This window comes from Mesorhizobium sp. M0800 (assembly GCF_040320095.1).
Classification (GTDB): domain Bacteria; phylum Pseudomonadota; class Alphaproteobacteria; order Rhizobiales; family Rhizobiaceae; genus Mesorhizobium.
Window position 1 is genome coordinate 174996 of sequence record NZ_JAMYOZ010000003.1, and the last position, 26566, is coordinate 201561.

Consider the following 26566-nt stretch of genomic DNA (forward strand, 5'->3'; position numbering starts at 1 on the left):
GACATCCTTTTCGGGTGACCGGCAGGCAGGTCCCCGGTGACCGGCATATAGGGACGGCAAAGCCGGCTGAAAGACAAGCCGAGTGCAACCTGCGGCCGAGACGCCTATTTCTTCGCTATCTGCTTCTTCACCAGATCGATCTTGCGGTCGGTCAGCGGGATCGGGAGTGTGTAGCCGGCTTCGGTAAAGCCCTGCTTGGCGTTCTCGAAGAATTCGATCGCCTTTTCGAATTCGGCATTGCCACCGCCATAGCTGCCGCGGTTCCAGTGGACGTCGCCGAGATTGTTCTGCTCGAAGGCCCATTGCATCGGCTGGCTTTCGCGGGTGAAGACCTTGAGCGTTGCCTCGAAGGCGGCTTCGGCTTCGTCCAGATATTTGCCGGTGCGTTCGAGATTGCCGAGATTGATCAGGCTCATGCCGATGCCGTTCTGCGCGTTTGCCCAGTCGACGGGCGAGGTCTCGAAGGTCAGCACCTCCAGCGCTGCCCGGCGCGCGGCGATCGAAGCGGCCAGTTTGCGGGGATCGGCCTCGCTCATGCTTAGCCATTGCAGCGCCGAGCCGAGGCCGGCCTGCGCCAGTGCCCATTGCCGCGGCGTGGTCTCGCGCTTGTATTCGCGAAGTGCATCGCGATAGGCCTCGATCGCGTCCTCGTAATGCACCGGCTTGTCGGTCACGCCGCCGAGCAGTTGCAGGGTGTTGCCGAGATTGTAGTGGGTCATCGCCCAGTCGAGCGGAAACTCCTTTTTGGTATAGACGCGCCGTGCCGCCCGGTATGCAGCGGCCGATTGCTCAAGCCTGGCAGGATCGCGCGTGCGCTGGCCAAGCGTCTGGTAGATCGAGCCGAGATTGTTCTCCGCCGAAGCCCAATCCGTCGGAAAACGCTGGCGGGTGAAGATGGTCAGCGCATCGCCATAGGCGGCAGCCGCCTCTTCGAGCAGGCCGGTGCCGAGATCGAAACGTGCAGCACTGTTCAGCGCGTTACCCAGATTGAGACGGCTGCTCGCCCAGGAGAGCGGGAAGGTGTCGCGGGTGCGGATTTCGAGCGCGGCGCGGAATGCCGCGGCTGCCTCGTCGATTTTTGCCTTGTCGTTGCGTTGCGTGCCGAGAGACACCAGCGTATTGCCGAGATTGTTCTGGACCATCGCCCACTGAACGGGCGCCTTTTCGCGCGTGTATTCTTCAAGCGCCAGCCGGTAGGCGGCCTCGGCCTCGGTCAGGCGCGCGCCGTCCGGTTCGCGCTCCGAAAGCGCGTAAAGCGCAAGGCCAAGGTTGCTTTGCGAGGCGGCCCAGTCCAGCGGGACTTTGTCGCGCGGCCGCTTCTCCAGCGTGGCGCGCATCGCCACCATCGCCTCGTTCAAGCGTTTCGGGTCGCTCTCGCGTTCGCCGATCTTCAACAGCACATTGGCCAGGTTGTTCTGGGCCGCGGCCCAGTTGATGTCGTCCTTCTCGCGCTCGAACACGGCAAGCGAATCGCGAAAGATTTTCGCTGCCTCTTCCAGCCGGTCGGTTTCGCGCTCGCGCTCGCCGATCGTCTGCAGCACCACAGCCATGTTGTTGCGGGTGATCGCCCAGTCGCGGTTCTGCTCGCCATTGGGGATGAAGTTCAGGATGACGCGGTAGGCGTCGATGGCGTGCTGCAGCGCTTGCCTGTCGCCGGTGGCGCTGCCATGCGCGTTGAGCGCTTCCGCCTCCTGGTTCTTGTAGTTCCAGCGCAGCCTGTCGTCCCATTTCTCGACCAGCGAGAAGGCCTTGCCGTAATCGTTGGCGGCCGACAGATAGTCGAAGACCAGCGCCGAAGCGTCGGCGCGCCTGGCATAGATCGCCGCGTCGGCAAGACGCTTCTGCCTGACCAGATCCTCTGCCCGATCGACCGCGCCGCTGGCCTGCTCGACCCGGCCCACCGCCTGGTCGAGGAAGTTGCGCGCGGTGACGATGGCGCCCTGGCCGATCGCCTTGTCGGCCGAGGCGACGAGGCGGCTGATCTCGGGGTCGCCGGTGCGCAGCGCGTTGCGCTCGGAGATCATCTTCTTCAGGCGCTCGGCCTGGGCATCGAGCAGCTTTTGCAGGTCGGTGGGGTCCTCCGGCATTTTTTCGGTGCCGAGCGCCTTCAACACGCCATAAAGCGCGTCGAGCGGCACGCCGTCCTGCAGCGAGGCCAGTTCCACCTGTGCCCGCTTAGGGTCAGGCAACTCGGCGATCGTCAGCAGCAATTGCCGCCGCTCGCCGGTGATCAGGTCGTCGTCGCCGGTCGGCTCCTGCGGTGCAACGCCGAAATAGAGCAGCCGGCGCAGGCTTTCATTGACCCATGGCCGCTGCCTTGCCTTGGTGTCGAGATAGACCTCCTCGGTCACCATGCGCATGACCGAGCCGAACTCGGTGCCCTTCATTGCCGCTAGGTGGCGCAGAAGTGCCGCTGCGTAGGGGCTGTTTTCGCCGACGATGCCGTCGAGTGCCGGCCGCCCCGGCTCGGCGGCAAAGCCGATCACCGTTCCCAGATTTTCCGTCGCGGTCGCGTTTGCCAGTGCCCTGGCACCGCGCACCGGCTCCAATCCGCCGGCGCTGATCGGCGAGGCCGAGGCCGTCGGCGCCCGGCGCAGCACCGCATCCGCCGGAAACGGGTTGGTGCGGCAGGCATCGAGCAGCATGATCGTTACCGGCACGGTCGTCTTCAATTCGTCCATGACGGCGGAGATCGGCACCAGGGCCTGATCGGCGTCCTTCAATGAAGAAACGTCGGCGTCGACCGGCACCAGATAGTTTTCGCCGCCGGCCTCGATGCCGTGGCCGGAATAGTAGATCAAGGCGACGTCGGCGTCCTCTGCATCCTCGGCGAAACGCTCGAGGTCGCGCTTCAGCTTTGCCGTGTCGCGGTCGGTGACGCTGCGCGCGTCGAAGCCGAGATCGGTCAGCATCTTGGCGATGTCGCGGGCGTCGTTGGCGGGGTTGGGAAGAGCCGCTATGTGCTGGTATTTCGACTGGCCGACAATCAGCGCCACGCCCTTGAGGCTCGCCGGCTCCGCGGCATGAGCCGAGGTCACCACGAGGCAAAGCATGGCGCCGACGAAAGCCGTCAGCCACGCCTGCTTGAAGAAGTGCTGATTTCCGACAAGGCCCATTCGCCGCGTGTCCCCCGACAACCCTGTATAGCGCTGGCATCCAACCATGAGCAAATTCGGGCAAGATCCGAGCGGCCGGATTGTTGGCCGGTACATTCGCGAGGGAAGGGCGATTGCGCCGCCGCCGGGGCTCGCCTATCACGGGAAAAATGTCTCCGCTTACCGAAACCGTCCTCTTCGTCTTCAGTCTCGTCGGGCTCGGCTATCTTGCCGGGTTGACCGGCTATTTGAAGCCGGCGAGCGGCGAGGGCGTATCCGAATTCGCCATCAACGTGGCAATGCCGCTTTTGCTGTTCCAGACCATGGTAAAGGCTGATTTCCACGGCGTGGCGCCGTGGTCGCTATGGGGCGCTTATTTCGCGGCGGTGGCGCTCACCTGGGCCACCGGCCATCTGGTTATTACGCGCATCTTCGGACGAGACGCCCGCGCCGGCGTCGTCGGCGGCGTATCGTCGTCCTACTCCAACGTTGTCCTGCTCGGCGCGCCCTTCATCATCGGCGTGTTCGGGCCGGCCGGGTTCGAAGTGCTGTCACTGCTCGTCTCCATTCACCTGCCGGTGATGATGATGGCCTCGATCATCCTGTTCGAGATGTTCGGCCGCGGCGGCAGCGAGCCTGTGCATCCGCTCCGCGTCGTCAGGAGCTTTCTCAGGCGGGTATTCATCAATCCGCTGATCATCGGCATACTGGCCGGGCTGGCGTGGCGCTTCACCGGTGCGCCGCTGCCGGTGCTTGCGACGCGGCTGAGCGACGCGCTGGCCGGCACGGCCGCCCCGGTGGCGCTGTTCGCCATGGGGCTCAGCCTGCGCCGTTTCGGCATTTCCGGCAATGTAAGGCCGGCGCTGGCGCTGTCGGCGCTGAAACTGTTCCTAATGCCGGCGCTGGTTCTCGGCCTGGTCTGGCTGATCGGCCTGCCGCCATTGACGGCCAAGGTGGCGGTCATGGTTGCGGCGTTGCCGTCCGGCATCAATTCCTATCTCATCGCGGTGCAGTTCAACACCGGCCAGGCGCTGGCGTCGAACCAGATGACCATCGCCACCGCCTGTGCGGTCGTGACCACTGCGTTTTGGCTGACAGTGGTCGTCCATGTTTTTGGATAAGAACCCGGGTTTTTGGATAAGAACCCGGCTGCATCGCCTCTCGCTTTGGCTGGCCTAAACCCTATATGCCATCTTGTGATTGCTTGCGGGGCTTGCCCTGGGCTAAGAGCAGTGGCTCTAGCGATGCTATCGCGCACGTCCATTCACGAAATCAGCGACCGGCCCGCCAGGTGCCGAACGGAGGCGAGATCATGCTTCAGAAAACCAGCCATTTCATGCGGCAGGCCAATCTCATCAATGGCGAATGGGTGCAGGCCGATTCAGGCCAGACGGTCGACGTCAACAATCCTGCCACCGGCCTCAAGATCGGCACCGTGCCGAAGTCGGGCAAGGCCGAGACCCGCCGCGCCATCGAAGCCGCCGACGCTGCCTTCCAGACATGGCGCAAGACCACCGCGCTAGAACGCTCGAAGCTGTTGCGCAAGCTGCACGACGCGATGATGGACAATCAGGACGTGCTGGCCGAACTACTAACCATCGAACAGGGCAAGTCGCTGTTCGAATCGAAGGGCGAGATCGGCTCGGCCGCGTCCTACATATTGTGGTTCGCCGAAGAAGGCCGCCGCACCTATGGCGACGTCGTGCCGTCGCCCTGGGCGGACCGCCGTATCCTGGTGACCAAGGAGCCGGTCGGCGTCATCGCCGCCATCACGCCATGGAATTTCCCGTCCTCGATGCTGGCCCGCAAGCTCGGTCCGGCGCTTGCCGCCGGCTGTACCGCCGTGGTCAAGCCGGCGTCGCAGACGCCTTACTCCGGCCTTGCCTGGGGCGCGCTTGCCGAGGAAGTCGGCTTCCCCAAAGGCGTAATCAATATCCTGACCGGCGCTGCCGGTGAGATCGGCGACGAGATCTGTGCCAACCCGCTGGTCAAGAAGATCACCTTCACCGGCTCGACCGAGGTCGGCAAGATCCTGATCCAGAAGTCGTCGGTGACCGTCAAGAAAGTGTCGATGGAGCTCGGTGGCAATGCGCCGTTCATCGTCTTCGACGACGCCGACATCGAGCGGGCCGTCGCCGGCGCCATCACCGCCAAGTACCGCAATTCCGGCCAGACCTGCGTCTGCACCAACCGTTTCCTGGTGCAGGCCGGCATCTACGACCAGTTTGTCGAAAAGTTAGCTGCTGCGAGCAACGGGCTGAAGGTCGGTTCCGGCCTCGAAGACGGCGTCCAGCAGGGACCGCTGATCGACGAAAAGGCGGTGGAGAAGGTCGAGGAGCTGATTGCCGACGCTACCGCCAAGGGCGGCAAGGTCGTCGCCGGCGGCAAGCGCCACGCGCTCGGCGGCTCGTTCTTCCAGCCGACGGTGATCGCCAATGCGACGCCGAAGATGCGCTTCATGAAGGAAGAGATTTTTGGCCCGGTGGCGCCGGTGTTCAAGTTCGAGACCGAGGAAAAGGCCGTAGCACTCGCCAACGACACCGAGTTCGGCTTGGCCTGCTACTTCTACACCGGCGATCTCGGCCGCGCCTTCCGGGTCATGGAAGGGCTCAAATACGGCATGGTCGGCGTCAATGAAGGGCTCATCACCACCCCTGAGGCGCCGTTCGGCGGCGTCAAGGAATCGGGCCTCGGCAAGGAAGGCGGCCATCAGGGCATCGAGGACTATCTCGACACCAAATATGTCTGCATCGGCGGACTTGGTCTCTAGAAGCCTGATGCGGTAATACCGAAAAAGACCCTGAGCCGCTTCGGAAAAGGCCAGGCTGGCGTCGAGCAACGAACTTGCGAGCATGGCAATGAAGGACGGCGAGGTTTTCGGCACGACGCAGGCGGGCGAGGAAGTCCGCCGTTTCACCATTCGTGGCGGCGGCCTTACCGCCAACATCATCGGCCTGGGTGCGATTATCCAGGATCTGCACCTGGCCGGGCACGAGGCGCCATTGGTGCTCGGCTATGATCGTTTCGAGCACTATGAGACGGATACCGCCTTCTTCGGCACCGTCGTCGGGCGCTATGCCAACCGTATCCGCGACGGCCGCTTCACGCTTGCCGGCAAACGCTATCAGACCGAGCGCAATTTCCTCGAAAAGCACACGCTGCATGGCGGTTCGCAAGGTTTTTCGCGCCGTGCCTGGGCGGTTTCGCTGCATGGCAGGGATTTTGTCACGCTGACATTGCACGACCCCGACGGCATGATGGGCTTTCCCGGCGCGCTCGACGTGACCTGCACCTACCGGCTGAAGATCCCCGGCACGCTCAGCGTCGAACTGACCGCCACCTGCGAGGAGCCGACGCTCTGCAATCTCACCCAGCATTCCTATTTCAACCTGGAAGACGGCGGCGCCGGCGACATTCTCGACCACCGGCTGATGCTGAATGCCGGCGCTTATCTTCCTGTCGACGCCGATCTGATCCCGACAGGCACGGTCAAGCCGGTTGACGGCACACCTTTCGACTTTCGCCAGGCGCGGCCGCTGCGCATGGAGACCGAGGGCGAACAGCTCCCCTACGACCAGAATTTCTGCCTCGCCTCGACGCGCGGGCCGCTGAAGCAGGCGTCGTGGGCGCAAGGCGCGAATTCCGGCGTCGAGATGGAGCTCTGGACGACCGAGCCGGGCGTCCAGCTCTATACCGGCCAGTATCTGGCGCCGTCCTCGCCTGGATTGGGCGGACGCCAGTACAAGGCGTTTTCGGGCTTCTGCCTGGAGCCGCAAATCTGGCCGGATGCGCCCAACCGGCCCTATTTCCCGCAAGCCACGCTGTGGCCCGGGCAGATCTACCATCACGTGACGGAATACCGGTTCCGGCTGCCTTAGGGCATGACCCCCGGAAACCGGCATAGTTTTGCTGCGCTGACCTCCGGTTCGGAAAGGATCATGCAAAATTCAAAGTGTTATAGCGTCCTTTGCGCGTCCAATGACGCGCGGCGCTCTGGAGTCAAAACGCAATCACTCTGAACGACCGACTTCGAACCCTCTCGGACCTTTGACGCCGAGAGCCCTGACGACGCAAGTTGACCCGTTGAAGACGTTCATCCGCACCCGGTCGAAAGTCAGGAACGGCTGACGAGCGGTCATTCACCGCGCGGCCAACGGCGCGTTCTGGCTCCGATGCTTCCATGGGTGTAGGGTTGTGCCATAAAGAGGCGCATATGGCGGTTCCCCCTCTCAATCGGAAGCTGCTGGCGATCCTGGCGGCCGATATGGTTGGCTACTCGAAGGCGATGGAGGCCGATGAGGCCGGAACCATTGAGCGATTGAAAACCGTTCGTTCCGAGGTGTTCGACCCCGCCATCTCCCAGCACCATGGCCGCGTCGTCAAGTTGATGGGCGATGGCGCGCTTGTCGCCTTCGAAAGCGTGGTCGACGCAGTCGCCTGCGCAGCGGAAATCCAAAGCGCGGCGGCCGCGCGCAATGAAGGTCTGCCAGAGCCTGAGCGCATCGTGTTCCGCATCGGGGTCAATCTGGGCGACGTTGCGCTGGTTGACGGCGATGTCTATGGCGACGGCGTCAATGTCGCCGCGCGGTTGCAGCAACTCGCTGAGCCGGGCGGCGTGATCGTATCGGGCACGGCCTTTGACCATCTGCAGGGCAAGCTTGATTTGCCCCTCGATTTCGCCGGCGAGCAGCAGGTCAAGAACATCAGCCGCCCCGTGCGGATGTACCGACTGAGGCTCGATGGCAAGCGGGTGCGTTGGACCTTACGCAGGGCGATGCCGCGCTGGACCAGGACGACTGCAGCGGCCATCGTCGTGCTGGCTCTGGCGGGTGGAGGGACCTGGTGGTTCTTTCAGCCCGCGCCGCTGGGGGCCAAGCCGTCGGTCGCGGTGCTGCCCTTCAATAATTATGGCGGCGACGAGGCCACCGGGCGTTTGGCCGATGGCTTGACTGAGGATATCATAACCGACCTCGCGCGGTTTCCCGAACTTGAGGTCGTGGCCCGGAATTCGACGGAAGTTTACAAAGGCAAGCCGGTGGATGCCCGCCAGGTAGCAAGTGCGCTCCATGTCGGCTTCGTACTAGAAGGCTCTATCCAGCGGCAAAATGGGCGGGTGCGGGTCACCGCGCAGTTGATCGATGCACAAACCGGCAACCATCTTTGGTCGGATCGTTGGGACCGGCCTGCTGAGGACGTTTTCGCCGTCCAGACCGAGATCGCAGAGCAAGTCACCAACCGTCTGGGCGGCGGGGTAGGGTTGATTCAGGCGGCCGGGCGGGCCGCGGCCAAACGTAAACGACCTGAAAACCTGAATGCTTATGATTATTATCTGCTCGGGACCGAGAAGATTGAAAAGATCACCATAGCGGATGAGGAGGAGGCCATCGCGCTTCTCAACCGCGCCGTTGAACTGGACCCCGGGCTGGCCCGGGCCTGGGTAGAACTTTATCATGCTCATGGTATATTGGCTGGCTTCGGTATCAATCCCGAGAGCGAGATCAAGGCGGCTGCCGATGTGGCCGAACGCGCGGTGCGGCTCGATCCAAGTGACGCTGAGGCACACGCCGTGTTTGGTATGAGCCTCAGCCAGAAGGGCGACAACGCCCGCGCCAAGGCTGAGCTGGACACGGCCCTTCGTCTAGCTCCCGGTTCGTCCGAAATCCTGACATTCTATACCGGCTTTGCGGCACGCTTCAATGAACCCGAACGCGGCGCTCAGATGGTCGACCAAGTAATGCGGCTCGACCCGAACTACCCGATGTGGACGTCCAACTTCTTCGCCCCTGCCTATTTTATGGCCGGCCGATATGAGGACGCGTTGAAGATGCTGGAGCGCATGACGCCTAACAACTACGACAAGTGGAAGTGGGTGGTGCTTAGCAGCTCCCTTGCGGCTCTGGGTCGAATGGATGAGGCGAATGCTTCGGTTAGGGAAACTCTCAAGCAGTACCCGGACCTGACCGTCGAGAGCATGATTAATGAAGTGGGCTTGAGCACTAAAGAGCGCAGCCGGTTTATTGAAACAATGCCGCTCGCCGGCTTTCCGGCTTGCGCCAAGCCCGAGGCGCTGGCGAAACTCGCCAAACCTGTGCGATTGTCGGAATGCGAGGCGGGGGAGGCGAAGCCTCTCGGGCAGCCATAGAACACCCCTGTGCAAAGAAAGGCGAGGGCCGCTGCTCGCCAGCGCGCGAACGGCGCGCGTTGCCAGGAACGACCGCTGTGCATCGAAAGCGACAGTTCACTGGCCAAACGACGGATGGCGGCAAGTGGCGCTTAAATTTGGGTCCTTATCGGCTGCCGGAGAGCCAATCGCTCTCGAGTGCAGGCACTCCAGTGGAGTCCAGACGTTGGATTGGACCCTCGACCTCTACAAAAGCTCACTGAGCTTCGGGTCGGGCTACGACGGCATTCCGAAGCGATCGCTTCGGCGAGAAGTCGTCGTTCTCAATCGGGCGAAGGGGGAGACATCGGCGAAGACGGCATAAGGGAGGATGGGCCAGACCGAGCCGACGGGAAGGTCGTAGCCATTGGAGCGCATAGCGCCTGGCCGGGAGGCCGCCGCCAGCCAGACTTACGCGGCGCGTCGTTGAGCGAGGTGGAGACCCGAACGGGCTCGACGAGGGTCCACGGCGGTCACAATGTGGTGGTGGTGATCGCAGTAGACGCGATCCGGCGAAGTTGGCCCAGCACAAAAACGATAGCCGCCGGGAACTGACAGGTCTTCGCTCACCGGGAAGCGGCACTGATAGAGGCCTAGCTGAATGAGAGGGACGTCTCTCGAAGTTAGTCTGATATTTTCAGGCATGATGGTTTCCTAGTTCACAGCAATTGCCGGCTGACGGCCGCAGTGCGACCCGTCGGGGCGAGCTTCTCTCGTTTGGGAGGGCTACGGACTATATGGTGTTGGTAGCACCGTCAATGAAGCCCGACGCCCTGCTTCTGAAGCCAATAGTTTGCGACTTAAGGCCACACCCGCGAACGCATTGGCAATCTACCATCGTGTCCCCGAAGCACCCGCCCGCCGGTGTTTGTCGGCGGCGGGGCACTGGCTTGTGGCCCCCTATGAGACGCGCTCTGCCGACACCCTCGTTCACAGTCCGGACCACCTCATGCCGGGTCGCTCTAGCCGCCAAAACCCAAATCACTCTAAGACGACCGAGTTCCGACCCTTGCAGTCGATCAGTTGCGAGCGTCGCATGACGCGATCTGACCCTGAGCTGCCCTTCGTCAGCCCATTTCACTGCCCGATAGCCGACATTCGCGGCACTCGGCACTGACCCCTTGCTGACCTTCTCCAAGACGAGCCCCAAGCGCAAGTCGTGGCCCCAGTGGGGACAATCGACAGGCGCGATCACCCTATGTAGCTGCTTGACGATCGAGCCTCGAAGTCAACCTGATAGACTTTTGAAATGGGCGGCATAAAATTCGCTTTTCTGCTTTCAATGAAAGCAACGCGAAATGGCCGAAGAACGCGCCCAACGCCGCCTTGCCGCCATATTGGCTGCCGACGTGGTGGGCTACAGTCGACTTCTGGACCTGGACGAGCAAGGAACGTTGGCCGCTTTAAGGAGGAGGAGGAAGGAAATCCTCGAACCACTCGTCCGCGACCGTCATGGCCGTATTGTGAAACTGATGGGTGATGGCGTTCTGGTCGAGTTCGGAAGCGCGGTGAACGCCGTGTCATGCGCCGTGGACCTTCAGAAGCGGATGGCGGCCGCAAACGAGGGTGTGACCGCCGACCGGAGAATCTACCTGCATATCGGCATCAATCTGGGCGATGTCGTTGTCGAGGACGGCGATCTGTTCGGCGACGGCGTCATTGTCGCAGTGCGGCTCCAGGCAATGGCCGGGGCAGGAGATGTCTGTGTATCCGGCAGCGTCTACGACCAAGTCAAGCGGAAGCTCGATTGCGGCTTCGACGAACTTGGTCCGCAAGCGATCAAGAACGTCACCGAACCAGTGTCTGTCTACCGGATCCGGCTGTCGACCGCATCGGACGATGGCGGGCTCGCGGAGAAAGCGCCTCTGCAGCTCCCCGCCAAGCCCTCCATTGCCGTCCTCCCCTTTACGAACATGAGCAATGATCCGGAGCAGGAGGCATTTGTCGATGGCCTCACCGAAGACTTGATCACGGATCTGTCGAGGACAAGCGAGTTGTTCGTTATCGCCAGCAACTCGGCATTTGCATACAAAGGCAGGCACGTGGATGTGCGTCGCATCGCGCGAGAACTGGGAGTTCGCCATCTTCTTGAAGGTAGTGCACGGCGGGCCGCTGGACGGGTGCGTATCAACGCCCAACTGATCGACGCGATCGCGGGTGACCACCTTTGGGCCGAAAGATTCGACCGGAGCCTAGAAGATATCTTCGCCGTTCAGGACGAGGTGACAGGCAAGATTGTCGAGGCTCTGGTTGGCCGCCTGACCACCGCGCCGGCGCGCAACAGACCGAGCAACCTGGAGGCCTATGATCTCTGTGTGCGTGCCCGGGTCCTTGGCCTGCAAACGGCGCTCACGGCGAAAGAGGCCATTTTGCTGCTAGACCGGGCAATCGCGCTCGACCCGGAATACGCGGAGGCGCACCGTTGGCTGGCACTCAACCTCTGGCTGGGCTGGGAGTTCTGGGACGAACCGATGGACCCCAACCGCGCAAGAGCGCTCGCCGAAGCACAGCTGGCGGTCGAACTCGACCCGAACGACGCCGGGAACAGATGGGTATTGGGCGTCATACTTGGACATGAGAGTCGCTGGGTGGAATCGGATGCCGAATTCGATGCTGCCCACGAGTTGGACCCCAACCACGCCGACGCTTGGGCAATGCAGGCCGAGTTGACGACGGAAAAGGGCCGACCTGCCGAAGCCATAGAGCAGGTCCGCAGGGCACTGCGACTCAACCCTCACCCGCCCGGTTGGTATTACTGGATGTTGGGCCAGGCCCAATATGCCATGGGCGACTACGAATCCGCGATCCAAACGCTGCGCAGGCCCGAAACCTATCGCACGACTTCACGACGCCTGCTTGCAGCAAGCCTTGCGCAACTTGGCCGTTTGGAGGAAGCGCGCTGGGAGGCGAAAATGTTCATGATAAGCAATCCGCACTTCACTATCCGGCACTGGTCGGATTCGCAGCCATTCCCAGCCGAAGACGTGCGCCGGCATATCGTGGAAGGTTATCGCATGGCGGGGCTGCCAGAATGACTGTCATTGGTTATACCTTCGGCCTGCTGTCGACAGGCGTCCCAAGGCTGCCGCAGCAGCGATTATTTTGGTCTTCTGACGGAACGAAATTCGCCATATCGTGCGTTTGTTTCGCCTCATGGTGTGCTTGAACATGGCCAGTGAAGACTTTCGGCACCGGATAGCGCGACGCGAGGACCTCGCCTCCATGATTGCGCTCATGGATGCAGCGATCTCCGAACTCCAGAAACCGTTTCTCGACGATGACCAGATCCGATCCAGCCGCGCAATCATGGGGCTGGACACGCAGCTTGTCGATGATGGCACCTATTTCGTCGTGGAGCACGACGGCGTCCTGGCAGGGTGCGGTGGCTGGAGCCGGCGCACGACCATGTATGGTGGTGATCAGTCACCGGGACGCAACGCGGCACTGCTTGATCCAGCCACGGACGCGGCGCGTATCAGAGCCATGTATACGCATCCGGACTTTGTCCGGCGAGGCGTCGGCCGCCTTATCCTTTCGCTGTGTGAACGTGCCGCTAAGGCTGAGGGCTTCCGCCGTGCCGATCTGGCAGCCACGATGGCAGGAGAGCCGCTCTATCGAGCCTGCGGCTACCAACCCGCCGAGAAATTCGTCGATGACCGTGGCGGCGGTCCGGTTCAGATCCTGATGATGAGCAAGACGCTCTGAGCTACGCTCAAAGGCCACTCGCTCGCGGCCGGCACTCGCTCCGGCCAGTATGGCAGGAGGAGGATGCTGGAGATTGAACCAGGCCATCTCGAACGAAACAGTACTTCGCCTGTACTTCCGCTCCATGGTCGAGTCGCGACCGACGTGGAGGTTTTCGCGAACGTCTCGAGATGGCGCACGTGGTCGGGTGGCGCGTTGAGTTTAACCGGATCAAACGACCATCCGCTTCGGGTCCGCATCAGGTCGTAGCGAGAACGACCGCAAAGGTGAAGCGCCATGATTGTCAGCAAATGGCGCACCTTACTCGTTCCAGTGGACGAGGCGAACAGCAACAAACCATCCATCTCGGCCATTGGCGGCAGCCAGTTGGTAGAGTTTGACCCTAGAACGCCAGCGTGTGAGACCACCGCCGCCGGGGCGAGCGCATGCCGGGTCGGCACCCACCGGGTTCATCGGCGGGCGGGGGCGGGATGGTTTGTGGGGCCCCGCATCAATGCGCGTGACCCCTCGCTCACAGACTGGATGATCGCGTTGAAGGCGGTGATCACTATTGAACAGAAGCCGCCGATACCAGGACGAAGCCGCGGGTCTTGTTCTCGTTGTCGGAGTCCTGGGTGTTCATGGCATCGAAAAGCTCAGATGTCTTCACCCACACTGGAGGGTATTTATACCGTGCGACATCAAGGATGAGGAAGCGGTCTGATTTCCCATCATAGGCTGCTAGCGGCGAGATATGGCCGCCCTTCTCCTGTCCGATTGCCTTGCGGAGGTAGTTGACGATCACGAAATGGTTCGACTGGCCGAGATGGGAACTCGCCAGCTTGCGGAACTCGTCGACTGAGCTGTCGGCGGCATGATGGACTTCTGCCTTGACCGGCTGCGTCGCAAGAATTCCACCGATCTGATCGAGGGTCATACCTTTCTTCGCCAAAACATCTCGGGCGAGAATGGCGTCCGTTCGTTCATCGAGGACATTGTCCTGCGTGAAAGTGCGATATGGCTCGTACTCCGGAACCGAAGGCGCCGGTACATTGAGCGCGTTCAGCACCATGACGATGCTGGCGACACCGCAATAGGACTGTGTCTTCTGCGTCAGAAAGTTGCTTGCGAGAGGGAAATAGGCCTCCCGTGCATCGCTTTCGACGAAGTAGTTTTCGCCAACATCAGAACTAAAGCCGGCCAGATTGTCAGGAAGCTTCAGGGTTTCGGCGCTTGCGCTGGTGACGAACAGCCCCAATGCGACCACTGCCCCATGAACGAAGTGCTTAGACATGGCAACGTCTCCGCTGGGTGATCGTGCCACTATACCAGAAGGACGGGCGTGTATCACCATCCCCGTTCAGGGTCGAAGGTCGGGTTCGAGAGGAGGGGCCGTATCAGGCGCGCCCGGCCGACAACTTCGTTCAAAGTTCGGGATCTCCTCATGGCCGGCTGCTCTCGCCGCCAAAACCATCCAAATCGCTCTGAACGACCGAGTTCGACCCTTTTGGCGGTCGTTCAGTTGCGAGCGTCGCATGACGCGATCTGACCCTGAGCTGCCCTTCAGTCCAGTCTCGCCGTTGCCCGCAATTAGCCCATCTCGGCCATTCGCGGCATAGCCAGAATGACTGAGTTTTACCCTAGTCTTCCTCCCGAAAATCCTGCAGCGAGGCATGGCGCGGATTCTCCTCGCCGCGGAGATGCTTCACGCGGCCGATCAGCCCCGGCTTGACCCATTGCGTCGCCGGCCGTTTCATCCCGTTTGGCGCAGGCCCAGAATGCTCCTGTACGCGCTCCCAGAGGCGTTCCCGCATCTCCCGGTTCAAGGTGATAAAGGCGCTCCCGACATAGCGTCCTGTGCCACGCTCGGCCATTAGGGCGAAAGCCGGCTTTCCGGGTTCACGCTCGGCGCCGAGCAACTCGTATTCATCGATGCTGTAAGCCTTGGTCTTGAGCCAAGCCGTCGAATTGCCGCTCCGGTATTTGCTGTCCTTGCGCCTCGACACCATGCCTTCGAGCCCCGCCTGGTCTATCAGGTGGAAGATCGCCTTAGGCTCGCCGGGAAGCGCCTGGCTGAATTGGATACGGCCACCGTCCGGGATCATCTCGGCAAGGATCTCGCGGCGGTCCTCCAGCGCCATGTCGCGCAGGTCGTGACCATTGAGATGCAGAAGATCGAAGGCGACGAATAGAGGTCGTGCTGGCGTCGGGTGATGGCTTCCGCAAGGCTCCGAAGTCAGACAGGCCAGTCTCGTTCAATACGACGATCTCACCGTTGATGATGGCGCTTTCCACGTCCAGTTCAGCGGCGGCCTTTGCGAGGGCGATGCCGATGGCGAAACTGTCCGAAGGCGACACGATCACGATGACTGGCGAGGTGACGCTTGTTCACGATGACGCGACCGTCACGGTTCGGCTTCACGGCTACGACGTTGCGGTGACGACGCGCGGGGAACGCCTCGCCGAAATACACGCCTCGCCGAAATACCGGACCTCTCCACCGCGTCCGCCCTCGGCAATCGCGACAGCATGCTTGGCTTTCGACACATCGACACCGACGTAAAAAACGTTATCTTGCTCCATGGCCCGTCCTTTCTTCGCTTGGGGCTCGGCTCGGCACTCCCGAGCAACCCCCGTTTGCTTAACAGCTGCAAAGACTAAGGGCGGGCCGCCGCTCAGACCACGGTCATAACGTCTAATAGCCATCGCAACCTTACCCGCCAAATCGTCCTTGTTGCGCCAATATTTGACGAGCTTCTTTTCATACAGCTTTCGGAATCTCTCGAGTTTGGCCTTTTTCTCGAACTCGACCTTTTCCGCGGCCCACGTCTTGCGAGCACCGCCTTCGAGCAAAAACGCCACGGTAGGCACGCCTTGGGCGACGGCGTACTCGTACTCCATCTGGGTGTAGCTCTTACCCTTCAACTCTGCTCTGCTACGATGAGTACGTAGTAGTCGCTGTCATCGATGCGCCGCTTAATGTAATCCCATTGAGTGTCGTCGCTGGCTTGGAATGCCTCCATCCCCACAGGAATATACCCGAGGTTAAGAACGGACTCGATGACCGACCGTCTTTCGTCCACCAAATCGGCGTAGGTCGAGCTGACGAAGATTTGGTATTTAACGTCCATGCGGCTTCACCCTTCGATCCGCCCTTGTAAGTCTGCAAGCAGGCTGGGGATAACGTTCCGTGCCCGCATCAAGAAGCCGAGTCATGATTCTTGCAAGGGTGAAGCGATCAAAGCCCGACCCGCGCGCTGGCACGCTAGGTTGCCCGGTTTGCCGGAAGGAATAATCACTTGCGGCCGAGGAGTATGAAACGTGCGGTGCCCCCCGGCGCAGCGACAGCCTTCGCTATTCCTTCTTGTCGACCAGCGCCCGTAGTGCCGAGACGTCATGCAGCAATAACCTGCTGCCGCGCTTTTCGATCAGGCCTCTCTTGGCGAGGTCGCTCATTTCGCGCGAGACCGCTTCCCTGTGCGTGCTCATCGTTGCCGCCAGCTCGGAATGCGTCGGTGCCGGGCTTATGGACACCTCGCCGTCCACGAGTGCGGCTTTCTCCGCCCGATGCAGGAGCTCGACGATCAGCCGTTTTCGCACGACCAGAGTGCTGTATTCGAATACCCGCTCGGTCATGCGCCGGAGCTGGGCAGACAGATGCTCAAGCAGCATCCAGGCAAAAGTCGGGTGGGTCATCACGATATCCCGGAATGCTGTGCCGGACAGCCGTGCAGCGCGGGTTGCCTCCAGCGCGACTACGCTGGCAGAGCGTGCAATCCCGTCAATGCCTCCGAGCTCCCCGAAAATGTCACCCGGTTCGACATCGCGATACGCTATCTCCCTGCCGTCCGCTGAAACCAGTGTCACGCGAGCCCGTCCTTCCAGCAGGAAGAAGACATCGCGACCAGTGTCGCCGTGGGAAATGATTAGCTCGTTGTGTCGATAGCTGCGCTCGTGCCACCGTTTGGTCAGCGCGGCGAGGTCGGCATCGCAAAGTCTTGAGATGAAGGCCAAAGAGCCTGTCACAACGGTCTCTTGTTCAATCAAGTGTACTTCACCTTACTCCCTATCCAAGGAAATTTGATCGCCGCAGGCCCCGCTTTCCGGGATGCAAACTGGGAGCGGATTTCGCCAATGTTTTGCCCGGTGTGGGAATTCCCACAGCCGAGCCTGGTTCGACTGTCATATCCTTGTTGCAACGTCAGGCCCGCCGGCTCGTGTGCAAGCCGGCGAAGGGAAAGGGAACAGTCATGAAATTCTTGGCTCCCGTCACAAAACTTGCTGCGGGGTTTCGCAAATTCGTCGCGCCGCGCTACCGCCCGGAGCTTTATTACATGCGTGGCCCGGGGCCAGCCACCGCCCGCCGTATGGGCACGCCGCGGCAAAACCAATCCATCGACCACTACGCCTAATTTGCCTCGCGGACGGCTGACGCTCTCGCCCGGAGCGCCGTTCGCGCCGTTCCGTACCGGTCAATTCAGATCAATGAAGGGATGATCTGATCATGGTTATAATTCATGCTGCCGCCATTGGTCCATTTCGCAGGTGGTTACGCCTTCGCGCCGAGCGAAAAGCTCTCTTGTCGGCAACGGACCAGTTGAGCCGTTTACCCGATGACGTCCTTGGCGACATCGGCATCTCACGTGACGAAATCATGTGCGCTTTGCCAAGCCGCGCCATCCGTCATGCGGAGGCAGGCGCGGCCGGCACGACGATCGAGCGCACCAGGATCGCTTCGGCCTCGATCCCGAGACGGTTGGCCGCCGGCAGTGGCTACGCCTCGGCCGAGATCCCCTTTGGCTGGTCCACGAGCGCGCGATCGAGCCTTACATCGTGGCTTCGACAAGCAGCGGCGCGCGGACGGGACCTTCGAACGGCACTACACCTGCGACCCCAAGGACTGAATGTTGACCGACGGGAGCTGGGGAGGATCTCAAAATGATCATGTCAGTTGTTAAGTCCCTCGCGCCTGTGACGCTCGGCACCGTGCTGATCGCAATCAGTCCGGCTTCATTGTCGGCTTCTGACGCTCAGGACCTCGCGTTCGCTCACGCTGACATGCCAATCAAACAGCTGAAAGACGTCTATTTGGTTTGCGAGCGGGGGAGGCCGCCGGTGCGCTGGGGACGGAAGACGTGATGTACTGTTCGATGCGCGAGTTCCGACTAGGCGCGCGATAGCAGTTTGCGCATAATCAACGATGCATGGCCTTCTGCACCGTGCGACGCGGCCCTGCGATCGACCACTTCGAACCATGTTTGCGGTAAAAGGCCATTGCCCGGTCGTTTCCCTCGAGCACTTCGAGTGCGATGCTCGGGATGCCGGAATGGGCGGCAAAGACAGCGTGCAATATATTAGCGGCTAGCCCGGTGCCGTACTCGCTTTGATCGATGTGGAGCCGGTCAAGCATGACGTCGCCGGCTTCATTCATCTTAGCCATCGCGTAGCCGGCAATCGAGCCGTCTGGCCGTTCTGCCACGAACGACATTTTGTTGGTGTCTGTTAGTTCCGCCGCAATCCGCTGCAGCGTGTGATCTTCATCCGAAATCCGGGCCGCGGTCTCGGCACCCATGATGGCGAGTACGTCCTGCGCCAAGACTCTCCAATGAGCAGCGATACCGAAGGCACGTCCTGCTCAGTCATGGCTCTGATTTGCGTCATCGATAACGTCCCCTGCCGGTCAATTATAGCGTTGCCGGACGGGCCGCTCAAAATCGGAGCGGCGGCCTACCGCCGCTTCATCGCATGGGGGTCACGCCGTTCCCTTACACCTACCATCAAGCATGGTCCGCAGGTCGACTCCTACCGATGAGCTAACGTCCGCTCTGGAGAAGCACCGCGAATGTCTGAACATGGCGCTCTGTGCTCATTCCCGCCGACTAATTCAAACGGCAAGTTCCGCCCATCTGGGCCATTGGCGGCAGCCAGTCTGATTGAGTTTTGACCCTAATCCTCAAACGCCGCCCTCAGCGTTTCGAACGTCGCAAACATGCCCGGCGCAGCGCCCTCGGGATTCTTGGTCGGTGGCAGAGCTTCAGCTATCCGGCGCACCAAGGTCGTCTCAGAACCGGCTGGAGCGTTCTTTCGGCTGAGGCGACTTCAAGCCGTGACAGGAGCATTCCGGATCAGCGGGAAGTCGCGCGGCGGTCTCCAGCGCGACCCGCGAGGCTGTCATGGAGAGACTGGGCAGCACGTCCTCCTGCAGCAATTTCTGGCGATTGCGATCCATGTAGTCGTTGAAGCCCGCCGTCACGAACGCGCAAGGCACGAAACACGCGCCGATCTCGCGCGACAAGGTCGCCTCAGGGGCGATGGAATGGTTGAGTACATCCGCCCCCATGCCCCGATATGCCAAGGCTTCGGCAGGCGTTGTCAGCCGGGGCCCATAACAATGGGCAGCCACCAACTGCTGTTCGATGCCATAAACGCGGCATTCGGCTGGCCAATGACGGCGGGCCGTTTCGACCAGAACCGCCGCACATCTTGGACACACGATTTGCTTGCCCGAACAGTCAAAGCTCTGACGGTCAGGAAGCAGTGAAAACGGGGTCTGCGTCAGTTCGATGATGTCGGCGGTCACCACCATGTCGCCCGGCTGGATCGCCTTGTTGACGGCGCCAACCGTCGAGCAGGCGAGAACTTGCCGTACACCCGCCAGCATCAATACCCAGAACGCGCGGCGATGGCAGGAATGGTCGATACGGTCGCGGGGATTGCCGTGCGAATACATGCACAGCGCGCGTTTTGCTCTCCCTTCCGCTGTGATCGACGCATCGAACTCCAGCAGCTTCCAGTTGTCGGTGCGACCGAAAGGTGTTTCAAAACTCATGTCGCGCCGCAAGGTGCGCACACCATCGAATTCGACATCTTCCGGGAAGGCAAGCCCCCAGTTTGCCGACCCGGTGATGATGGCCAACCCTACCTCAGGAATGTCCGTCGAATGATCCGTCAGATCGTCGGCTGCATGGTAATTGGTGGGCATGTTTCCAGTCTCGGTCAGGATTTTTGGCGAAGGGTCACAATCAGGACCACGGCCACGACGATGACGGTCCACAATGTCGAGATCGCCGCAATGGTCGGATCGATTTGATCGCGCAGCGACAGGAACATAAGCTTCGGCATCGTGCTATTGCGACCACTTGCGATGAAGATCGAAATCACAGACTCGTCGAGCGAAGTCAGGAACGCCATCAATGTCGCCGACAGCAAGCTGATCCGAAGTTGCGGAACGATGATTCCGCCAATGGACCTGGCCCAGTTTGCACCGAGGCTGCGCGCCGCCTGAACCTGGTTCCAGTCAAAGCGGGCGAGAGCGGGTAGCAACACAATGCAGGCGACCGGAACGGCCAGCACCACATGTCCGACCAGCACACCGAATAGCGTTCCGATCAGATGTTGTGCGGCCAACACAAAGAAGAGACCGATCGCAAGCAGGATACCTGGGGTGATCGAGGGGGTCAGCAGGACGCTCTGGATGGCCGCAGCGGTCTTTCCGCCCAGCCGATTCATTGAAATGCAGGCGAGCAGCGCGAAAGGCACCGCGATCAACGCCGTCAACGTCCCAAGGATCAAACTCGTTCTGAGCGCGGCCATCCACGTTGCCGAGCCGAAGAAGTTCTCGTACCAGCGCAACGAGTAGGCGTGCGGCGGAAACTCGAGGAGATTCGACGCCGAAAAGGAAAGCGGCACCACCACGAGCGTCGGCAGCATCAGAAATGCCATGACAAGAGCGGCAAAGCTCCAGAGCAAAATGCGGGCGAGCCTGTCTTGCGGATAGGCTTCAAGCATGGGAGGCTTCCACGGTGCTCTGGGCCACCAGACGGCGTGCCGCCAGCAACATCACACCGATCAGCGCCATAAGAACGAGGAGCAGAATGCCCAGGACGCTTGCCGACCCCCAGTCCTGAAAGGTCGATAGTGTACGCTCGATCCGGGTAGAGAGCGGATTTACCTTGCCGCCGCCAAGCACCGCCGGCGTGATGAAAAAACCTATGGCGTAGATGAGGACGATGATCGAACCCGAGAAGATGCCGCCCGCCGAAAGCGGCATAATGACTGTGCGGATGACCTGCCTGAGAGTGGCTCCCATGCTCGCAGCCGCGCGAATGAGATTTGGGTCGATATCGCGCATCGCAGCATAAACAGGCAGCAGAAAAAGTGGCAGCATGTAGTGCACCATGCCGATGAGCGTTCCCGTGAAGTTGTAGACCAGCGGCAATGGCTCCGCCGTCAGGCCTGAACCGGTCAAAGCCGCGTTGATCAGGCCGTCGCGCCGCAAGAGCACGAGCCAACCATAGGTACGCACCAGAATAGAGGTCCACAGCGGCAGCATGACGAACGCCATGAGCACGTTGGCCAGCCTTGGTCTGACGCTGGCCAGAGCCAGCGCCAGAGGAGTGCCGAGGAGAATGCAGCCCGCCAGCGTACCCAAGGATAGTTCGAGGGTCGTGACGAGCGCCGACCACGTCAGTCCGCTCGAAAGGACCTTCTCGTAGTTGCCGACGGTGTACTCACCCCCGGTGGTCAGGAAGGATTGCCGGATGATCCAAAGGATGGGCAGTATCGCCGCCAATCCAACGATGAACAGCGCCGGGAGCGAAAGTGAAAGAAAAAACCGCCGCTCGCGCCGCGCATCCGCCGCGAGCGCCGGGTCCCGGACGACGGTCACGCCATCGCTCCCGGTATCGCGTGAACCTTCGCTGCTGGTGCATATGCGGTCATCCGCTGACCGGCGGCAAGCTCGGCGCAGCCGCCGGCCAGCGCTGCCGGAATGCAGACAAGAACCTCTTGCCCGCCGTCAAGCGCCAGCGTCAAAAGCCAGTTCTCGCCGCGGAACGCTTTGGCGCGCAGTATTCCTTCGAGAGCCACTCCGTCTCCCCCGACGAGCTTCGCATCAAGATGGAAGCTTTCGGCGCGGATCATCAGTGTTTCGCGCGATGCTTCGGCGCCGTCGATTCTGCGCGCTGAGCCCGGGGCCACAATGTTGGCCTCGCCCATGAACTCCGCGACGAAGCGGGTCGATGGACGATCATAAATCCGCTGCGGCGTATCTATCTGCTGGATGCGGCCAGAATTCATCACCGCAATCCGGTCAGACATAATCAGCGCTTCGCGCTGGTCGTGGGTTACATAGATCGTGGTGATCCGTAGATGATCATGCAGACGTCGGATCTCATACTGCATGGTCTCGCGCAGGTTCTTGTCGAGCGCCGACAGCGGCTCGTCCATCAACATCACGCGCGGTTCGAAGACGATAGCCCGCGCCAATGCCACCCGTTGACGTTGGCCCCCGGATAGTGCGGCAATATTGCGCTCCGCCAGACCATCCAGCTTCACGCGGGCCAAGGTATCAAGCGCCCGCTGACGCGCCTCCGCTCTCGGTACCTTGCGCAGCACCAGCGGATACGCGACGTTCGCCAGGACATTCATGTGGGGAAATAAGGCGTAATTCTGGAATACTATGCCGATGTCTCGTTTGTTGGGCGGCAGGCGGGTGATGTCTCGATCGCCCAAGAAAAGTTTACCGGAATCCGGCCTGACAAAACCGGCCAGAGCCATGAGTAACGTGGTCTTGCCCGATCCCGATGGCCCTAGCAGCGTGAGGAATTCGCCAGCCTGAATGTCGAGCGAAACATCATCCAGTGCGACGTAGGACCCATAAGCCTTGTGCACGCTTTCGATGGTGATCGCGAGCGACTTCATCATGTGCTCCAGCCTTGAAGCGCGTCGCGTTCGACCGGCTTCACGCGACGCGCTTTAGGTTCTTGTTTTCATGCATGTCGTTGTCGCGCGCTGCACATTTTTGCGCGACATGCGTCAGAGCTGAGAGTCAGCGAGCCATCATTTCATCGAAGGCTCTTTGGGCAGCCTCGCCATTCTTGACCCACCATTCTGAATTGGAAAACACCGAAGTGCCAGCATTTTCAGGCGCTGTCGCAAGGGTCCTCAGACGGTCCTCGGGAATAAGGCCACCCTCATATGCCGCAGGATTGACAGGGCCGTAGGCAATGAAATCGGTCAGCTTGGCAACCCGCGCGGGCTGCGTCATCGCTGCGATGAGCTTCATCGCGGCTTCCTTGTTCGGCGCTCCCTTCGGCACCCCAAGACAGTCCGTGCCGATGACCGAACCCTTGAACGTGTAGTCAGCCGCGCCACCATCTGCTTTCACGGTTTGGGCGCGTCCGTTCCAGGTAATGACCAAATCCGCTTCACCGTCTTTCAGCAACTGCGCGGACTGAGCGCCCGAGGTCCACCACACGGCGACGTTTGGTTTGATCGCTTCAAGCCGCTTGATGGCGCGCTCTAGCCCTTCCGGCGTGCTGAGCACGGAATAGACGTCCGCCGGTGCCACGCCATCGGAGAGAAGCGCGATCTCGATCGAGTCTTGCGCATTGGCGCGCAACGCGCGACGGCCAGAAAATTTGGCAACATCCCAGAATTCCGCCCACGTCTTCGGCGGGTTCTCGCCATAGGTCTTGGTGTTCCACGACATGACGGTGCCATAGGAGTCAAACGGATAGCAGTAGTCGGACTTCGCACCCTCCGGCACGGATTTCGGATCGATGATCTTGTAGTCGAGTGGCTCCAGCAGCGATTGTGCGGCCGCCTGGGCACCTTCCGGTGAGCCCAGGTGAATGACGTCGGTCGTGACCGCACCCGAGGTGACCTGCATCTTCAAGGCGGCCAGGCCGTCGCTTAGGGTCTCCTCGCGGACATCATAGCCAAGCTCTTTTGCAGCAGGCCCCCACATGGCTTCCTTCATGGCGTTACCATAATCCCCACCTGCGGTCGTGATGGTGACTGTTTGCGCATGAACGGGCAGGGCAGCCGAGATTGCGAATGCTGTTAAGGAAATGCGTAGCCAGGACATAGGTTCTCCTCCCCAACTTTATCAAACATCGCTCAAAAGAGCCATTATTTTGTAATCGTAACGTTACGATTGCATCTCAATGCGCTGGAGTCAAGCTGCTTCCTGCGGGAGTTTCGATTGACCGGGATGTCGAATTCGGTAACGTTATGGCGGTCAGCAAATCAGCCGGCGCTTTCGCAAATGAAGTCGGGCGAACAATGGCCAATCTAAAGCAGATCGCCGCTGAACTTTCCCTGTCGGTGACCACGGTATCCCGCGCTCTGAAGGATGGGCCGGAGGTGCAGCCCTCGACCATAGCCCGCGTCAAGGAGGCGGCCAAGCGGGTCGGCTATTTACCAAATCATCATGGTCGCGCGCTCAAAACCGGTCGAACGCAGACGCTGACGGCCGTACTCCCGATGGAAACACGAGACCATCTGTCCGATCTGTTGAAGCTTCCTTTAATCGAAGGCATGACGCTGGCGGCGCGGCAAGCCGGCTATAGTCTGTCCATCTATTCCACCACTCCCGACGACGATCCCGTTGAGAGTGTGCAGCGGCAGCTTCAGGCGCACAGCGCAGACGGCCTGGTCATCACGCGCCTGGTGTCGGCTGATCCGCGCGTCAAGCTGCTTCTGGATAAACGCATGCCGTTCGTTGCGTTTGGAAGAACCGACCTGGATATCGCGTATCCTTATGTCGATGTCGACAATGAACAGATTGCCTACGAGGCGACCCGGCGGCTCATGGATAAGGGCTGTCGACGCATTGCGCTGCAACTTCTCGTTCCGGAGGACCAGGCGAGTGCCATGCGTCTTTCCGGGTATGGAAGGGCAATGGCCGAGGCTGGTACTCCGATCGACCAATCGTTGATCGGTCATGGCATGTTCACCATGGAATCGAGCGCAGGCTGGTTCGATCGCTTGCTGGCGTCATCAGATCCGCCAACGGGCTTGGCGTGCGCCAACGAACTGGGCCTTCTGGGAGCGTTGCACGCTCTCGGCAAGCGGGGTCTCACACCAGGCCGCGACGTCCACATCGTCACCCGTGACAGCACGCGGCTTGCACGCTTCCTGCCGGCAAAGATCGGAGTTCATTCCGTGGATATGGCGGGTGTTGGACGCAAACTTATCGAAGTCCTGGAGAGCCGGATCATCAATCCGCTTGGGCCGGTGGAGACAGTCTTGGTGCAAGGCAGATTCGAGCCGGCCGAATAGTCCGGGCTGCCCTCAGGAGGCCACCTCGTCTTGAACCGGCCGGATCAGCGCCTTTGCGGCAGCTGCTCCCGCCGCTAGGATACGATCCGATAATTCCGTTCCTTCCACGGCGCGCGCGAGTTGAAGCGCGCCGATGAGCGTTGCAAACATGCCCAATGCAGCGCCCTCGGGATCGTTCGTCTGCGGCAGAGCTTCAGCTATCTGGCGCACCAGGGATTGAGCGCGCTCGGCATAGAGGGCTCGCGTTTCAGGCGGCTGCCGCGCGATTTCCGGCAACAACGCGGCCGAAGCGCAACCCTTTCCAGGATTGTCCCGGTGCTCGGCCGACAGATATGCCTCTATGGCCATTTCCGGGCCGCCGGCGTCCAACGCTTCCTGTACTTGATGCGACTGCGCGTCGAGCGCCGCCGCGACGCTTTCACGGACGAGCTCCGCCTTCGACTGGAAGTGCGGATAGAAGGCGCCGTTCGTCAGCCCGGCGTCGCTCATGATGGTTGCCAGCCCGGACGCCGCGATGCCGTCAGATCGAAAACGTTCGGCGGCGACCTCCATGATCCGGCTGCGTGACGCGTCTTTTCGGCCCTTTTCGTAGCGCATGGTCCTTCTTTCCTGTCCTGCTATTGCATTATGCTCATAATCTGATATTACGACCGTAATTCAATTCGTGGAAATAAGCTAGACCTCTCGAACCTGGAACATCAAAAATGAATGGGAATTCTGAAAAAACCGCAATCGTGACCGGAGCCTCCTCGGGCATCGGCCGCGCCAGCGCCGAGGCCTTGGCGCGGGCGGGGTTCACTGTCTTCGGGACAAGTCGCCGCAAGACCAGTAATGGCCCGGAAGGGGTGACGATGCTGGCATGCGACGTGACCGATGATGCGGCCGTCAATGCGCTCGTTGCCACCGTGCTCGCGCAGACCGGCCGGATCGACCTCCTGGTCAACAATGCCGGTGTCGGTCTGCTAGGAGGCGCCGAGGAATCCTCGGTCGCACAGGTACAAGCCCTGTTCGACGTCAATCTGTTCGGTGTCATGCGGATGACCAATGCGGTGTTGCCGTCGATGCGGCGGCGCGGCGAAGGGCGCATCATCAATATCGGCTCGATTCTGGGACTGGTACCCGCGCCATACTCAGCTCATTACTCGGCGGTCAAGCACGCGCTCGAAGGCTATTCGGAATCGCTCGACCACGAGGTGCGCGCCTTCAACGTCCGCGTTTCCGTCATCGAGCCGGCATTCGTCCGCACCGTCTTCGACCAGAACGGCATCGAGCCGGATTCGCTGTTGAAGGAATACGATCGGGCTCGAGCCGGGGTCAAGGCGCTGCTGGGCGATGTGATGCCCAAGGCCGATCGGCCGGAAGTGGTGGCGGATGTGGTTGTCAAGGCAGCGACCGATGCCCGTCCGCGGCGGCGCTATACCGCTGGCAAGGCAGCGCGCCAGGTCAGCCTGCTGCGCCGCTTTGCCCCCGCGGGGATTTTTGACAAGAGCCTGCGCAAGCAGTTCCGGTTGCCGGTCTGAACAACAGCGAGCCAGAGGATTTCACGCACATGCGACTAGCA

Annotated in this window: 23 protein-coding genes; 10 read left to right on the top strand and 13 right to left on the bottom strand. The window is 61.0% G+C overall.

Annotation, left to right across the window (positions count from 1 at the left end):
- Nucleotides 1-104: 104 nt before the first annotated feature.
- Nucleotides 105-3116 carry a caspase family protein gene (locus tag NKI18_RS05630; protein WP_352618467.1) on the bottom strand — a complete coding sequence of 1004 codons (3012 nt, stop codon included), beginning with the start codon at nt 3114-3116 and terminating at the stop codon, nt 105-107.
- Nucleotides 3117-3265: 149 nt separating this feature from the next.
- Between NKI18_RS05630 and NKI18_RS05635 the strand changes: the two genes are divergently transcribed.
- From NKI18_RS05635 to NKI18_RS05665, 6 genes are all read left to right on the top strand, one after another.
- Nucleotides 3266-4216 carry an AEC family transporter gene (locus tag NKI18_RS05635; protein ID WP_352451970.1) on the top strand — a complete coding sequence of 317 codons (951 nt, stop codon included), beginning with the start codon at nt 3266-3268 and terminating at the stop codon, nt 4214-4216.
- A gap of 191 nt (nt 4217-4407) precedes the next feature.
- A complete protein-coding gene (locus NKI18_RS05640; protein WP_352618465.1) occupies nt 4408-5865 on the top strand; it encodes an NAD-dependent succinate-semialdehyde dehydrogenase in 1458 nt (485 codons plus the stop codon).
- An 82-nt stretch (nt 5866-5947) separates the two neighbouring features.
- Nucleotides 5948-6973 carry an aldose epimerase family protein gene (locus NKI18_RS05645; protein WP_352618462.1) on the top strand — a complete coding sequence of 342 codons (1026 nt, stop codon included), beginning with the start codon at nt 5948-5950 and terminating at the stop codon, nt 6971-6973.
- 335 nt (nt 6974-7308) lie between these two features.
- Nucleotides 7309-9237 carry an adenylate/guanylate cyclase domain-containing protein gene (locus NKI18_RS05650; RefSeq protein ID WP_352618460.1) on the top strand — a complete coding sequence of 643 codons (1929 nt, stop codon included), beginning with the start codon at nt 7309-7311 and terminating at the stop codon, nt 9235-9237.
- Between the two features lie 1316 nt (nt 9238-10553).
- Nucleotides 10554-12290 carry an adenylate/guanylate cyclase domain-containing protein gene (locus tag NKI18_RS05660; protein WP_352618454.1) on the top strand — a complete coding sequence of 579 codons (1737 nt, stop codon included), beginning with the start codon at nt 10554-10556 and terminating at the stop codon, nt 12288-12290.
- Nucleotides 12291-12390: 100 nt separating this feature from the next.
- Entirely contained in the window at nt 12391-12960 is a 570-nt protein-coding gene (locus NKI18_RS05665; protein WP_353019075.1) for a GNAT family N-acetyltransferase, read from the top strand.
- 547 nt (nt 12961-13507) lie between these two features.
- On the opposite strand, the gene NKI18_RS05670 is transcribed toward NKI18_RS05665, so the two are convergent.
- From NKI18_RS05670 to NKI18_RS05690, 5 genes are all read right to left on the bottom strand, one after another.
- A complete protein-coding gene (locus NKI18_RS05670) occupies nt 13508-14233 on the bottom strand; it encodes a phytochelatin synthase family protein (RefSeq protein WP_352618449.1) in 726 nt (241 codons plus the stop codon).
- 346 nt (nt 14234-14579) lie between these two features.
- The gene (locus NKI18_RS05675) at nt 14580-15080 is read right to left on the bottom strand and encodes a hypothetical protein (protein ID WP_352618448.1); all 501 of its coding nucleotides are present in this window, start codon (nt 15078-15080) and stop codon (nt 14580-14582) included.
- A gap of 283 nt (nt 15081-15363) precedes the next feature.
- The gene (locus NKI18_RS05680) at nt 15364-15864 is read right to left on the bottom strand and encodes a DUF4062 domain-containing protein (protein WP_352618515.1); all 501 of its coding nucleotides are present in this window, start codon (nt 15862-15864) and stop codon (nt 15364-15366) included.
- Entirely contained in the window at nt 15861-16070 is a 210-nt protein-coding gene (locus NKI18_RS05685) for a DUF4062 domain-containing protein (RefSeq protein WP_352618445.1), read from the bottom strand. Before NKI18_RS05685 ends, NKI18_RS05680 begins: the two co-directional genes overlap by 4 nt.
- Before the next feature lie 223 nt (nt 16071-16293).
- The gene (locus NKI18_RS05690) at nt 16294-16965 is read right to left on the bottom strand and encodes a Crp/Fnr family transcriptional regulator (protein ID WP_029356805.1); all 672 of its coding nucleotides are present in this window, start codon (nt 16963-16965) and stop codon (nt 16294-16296) included.
- A gap of 224 nt (nt 16966-17189) precedes the next feature.
- Here NKI18_RS05690 and NKI18_RS05695 point away from each other — a divergent pair, with 224 nt between their 5' ends.
- Entirely contained in the window at nt 17190-17351 is a 162-nt protein-coding gene (locus tag NKI18_RS05695; protein WP_167522729.1) for a hypothetical protein, read from the top strand.
- 526 nt (nt 17352-17877) lie between these two features.
- The gene (locus NKI18_RS05700) at nt 17878-18078 is read left to right on the top strand and encodes a hypothetical protein (protein ID WP_352618442.1); all 201 of its coding nucleotides are present in this window, start codon (nt 17878-17880) and stop codon (nt 18076-18078) included.
- 55 nt (nt 18079-18133) lie between these two features.
- Here the strand turns inward: NKI18_RS05700 and NKI18_RS05705 are convergent, their stop codons facing one another.
- The 6 genes from NKI18_RS05705 to NKI18_RS05730 form a co-directional block, all read right to left on the bottom strand.
- Nucleotides 18134-18511: a GNAT family N-acetyltransferase gene (locus NKI18_RS05705; protein ID WP_352618440.1), complete on the bottom strand. Its 378-nt coding sequence runs from the start codon at nt 18509-18511 to the stop codon at nt 18134-18136.
- A 489-nt stretch (nt 18512-19000) separates the two neighbouring features.
- A complete protein-coding gene (locus NKI18_RS05710) occupies nt 19001-19855 on the bottom strand; it encodes a phosphorylase family protein (protein WP_352618438.1) in 855 nt (284 codons plus the stop codon).
- Nucleotides 19856-19935: 80 nt separating this feature from the next.
- Nucleotides 19936-20727, bottom strand: coding sequence for an ABC transporter permease (locus NKI18_RS05715; protein ID WP_352618435.1), 792 nt, complete (start codon nt 20725-20727; stop codon nt 19936-19938).
- Nucleotides 20720-21607 carry an ABC transporter permease gene (locus NKI18_RS05720; protein ID WP_352618432.1) on the bottom strand — a complete coding sequence of 296 codons (888 nt, stop codon included), beginning with the start codon at nt 21605-21607 and terminating at the stop codon, nt 20720-20722. Before NKI18_RS05720 ends, NKI18_RS05715 begins: the two co-directional genes overlap by 8 nt.
- Complete coding sequence (locus tag NKI18_RS05725) at nt 21604-22641, bottom strand: ABC transporter ATP-binding protein (protein ID WP_352454570.1); 1038 nt, start codon at nt 22639-22641, stop codon at nt 21604-21606. The genes NKI18_RS05720 and NKI18_RS05725 overlap by 4 nt, the downstream gene beginning before the upstream one ends.
- A 127-nt stretch (nt 22642-22768) precedes the next feature.
- A complete protein-coding gene (locus NKI18_RS05730) occupies nt 22769-23809 on the bottom strand; it encodes an ABC transporter substrate-binding protein (RefSeq protein ID WP_352618427.1) in 1041 nt (346 codons plus the stop codon).
- Between the two features lie 146 nt (nt 23810-23955).
- Between NKI18_RS05730 and NKI18_RS05735 the strand changes: the two genes are divergently transcribed.
- Nucleotides 23956-25005 (top strand): LacI family DNA-binding transcriptional regulator, encoded by a 1050-nt coding sequence (locus tag NKI18_RS05735; RefSeq protein ID WP_352618424.1) that lies wholly within the window; start codon nt 23956-23958, stop codon nt 25003-25005.
- Between the two features lie 12 nt (nt 25006-25017).
- Here NKI18_RS05735 and NKI18_RS05740 read toward each other — a convergent pair whose 3' ends face one another.
- Nucleotides 25018-25602 carry a TetR/AcrR family transcriptional regulator gene (locus NKI18_RS05740; RefSeq protein WP_352618421.1) on the bottom strand — a complete coding sequence of 195 codons (585 nt, stop codon included), beginning with the start codon at nt 25600-25602 and terminating at the stop codon, nt 25018-25020.
- 107 nt (nt 25603-25709) lie between these two features.
- Between NKI18_RS05740 and NKI18_RS05745 the strand changes: the two genes are divergently transcribed.
- Complete coding sequence (locus NKI18_RS05745) at nt 25710-26525, top strand: oxidoreductase (RefSeq protein WP_352618419.1); 816 nt, start codon at nt 25710-25712, stop codon at nt 26523-26525.
- Nucleotides 26526-26566: the final 41 nt, after the last annotated feature.

What these genes read in the sequence shown, in the direction of transcription:
- NKI18_RS05725 (WP_352454570.1), bottom strand. Translation starts at nt 22,641, where the DNA reads ATGAAGTCGCTCGCGATCACCATCGAAAGCGTGCACAAGGCTTATGGG.
- NKI18_RS05650 (WP_352618460.1), top strand. Translation starts at nt 7,309, where the DNA reads ATGGCGGTTCCCCCTCTCAATCGGAAGCTGCTGGCGATCCTGGCGGCC.
- NKI18_RS05635 (WP_352451970.1), top strand. Translation starts at nt 3,266, where the DNA reads ATGTCTCCGCTTACCGAAACCGTCCTCTTCGTCTTCAGTCTCGTCGGG.
- NKI18_RS05630 (WP_352618467.1), bottom strand. Translation starts at nt 3,116, where the DNA reads ATGGGCCTTGTCGGAAATCAGCACTTCTTCAAGCAGGCGTGGCTGACG.
- NKI18_RS05640 (WP_352618465.1), top strand. Translation starts at nt 4,408, where the DNA reads ATGCTTCAGAAAACCAGCCATTTCATGCGGCAGGCCAATCTCATCAAT.
- NKI18_RS05740 (WP_352618421.1), bottom strand. Translation starts at nt 25,602, where the DNA reads ATGCGCTACGAAAAGGGCCGAAAAGACGCGTCACGCAGCCGGATCATG.
- NKI18_RS05685 (WP_352618445.1), bottom strand. Translation starts at nt 16,070, where the DNA reads ATGGACGTTAAATACCAAATCTTCGTCAGCTCGACCTACGCCGATTTG.
- NKI18_RS05735 (WP_352618424.1), top strand. Translation starts at nt 23,956, where the DNA reads ATGGCGGTCAGCAAATCAGCCGGCGCTTTCGCAAATGAAGTCGGGCGA.
- NKI18_RS05730 (WP_352618427.1), bottom strand. Translation starts at nt 23,809, where the DNA reads ATGTCCTGGCTACGCATTTCCTTAACAGCATTCGCAATCTCGGCTGCC.
- NKI18_RS05645 (WP_352618462.1), top strand. Translation starts at nt 5,948, where the DNA reads ATGGCAATGAAGGACGGCGAGGTTTTCGGCACGACGCAGGCGGGCGAG.
- NKI18_RS05660 (WP_352618454.1), top strand. Translation starts at nt 10,554, where the DNA reads ATGGCCGAAGAACGCGCCCAACGCCGCCTTGCCGCCATATTGGCTGCC.
- NKI18_RS05675 (WP_352618448.1), bottom strand. Translation starts at nt 15,080, where the DNA reads ATGGCGCTGGAGGACCGCCGCGAGATCCTTGCCGAGATGATCCCGGAC.
- NKI18_RS05745 (WP_352618419.1), top strand. Translation starts at nt 25,710, where the DNA reads ATGAATGGGAATTCTGAAAAAACCGCAATCGTGACCGGAGCCTCCTCG.
- NKI18_RS05700 (WP_352618442.1), top strand. Translation starts at nt 17,878, where the DNA reads ATGATCATGTCAGTTGTTAAGTCCCTCGCGCCTGTGACGCTCGGCACC.
- NKI18_RS05715 (WP_352618435.1), bottom strand. Translation starts at nt 20,727, where the DNA reads ATGCTTGAAGCCTATCCGCAAGACAGGCTCGCCCGCATTTTGCTCTGG.
- NKI18_RS05695 (WP_167522729.1), top strand. Translation starts at nt 17,190, where the DNA reads ATGAAATTCTTGGCTCCCGTCACAAAACTTGCTGCGGGGTTTCGCAAA.
- NKI18_RS05670 (WP_352618449.1), bottom strand. Translation starts at nt 14,233, where the DNA reads ATGTCTAAGCACTTCGTTCATGGGGCAGTGGTCGCATTGGGGCTGTTC.
- NKI18_RS05705 (WP_352618440.1), bottom strand. Translation starts at nt 18,511, where the DNA reads ATGGGTGCCGAGACCGCGGCCCGGATTTCGGATGAAGATCACACGCTG.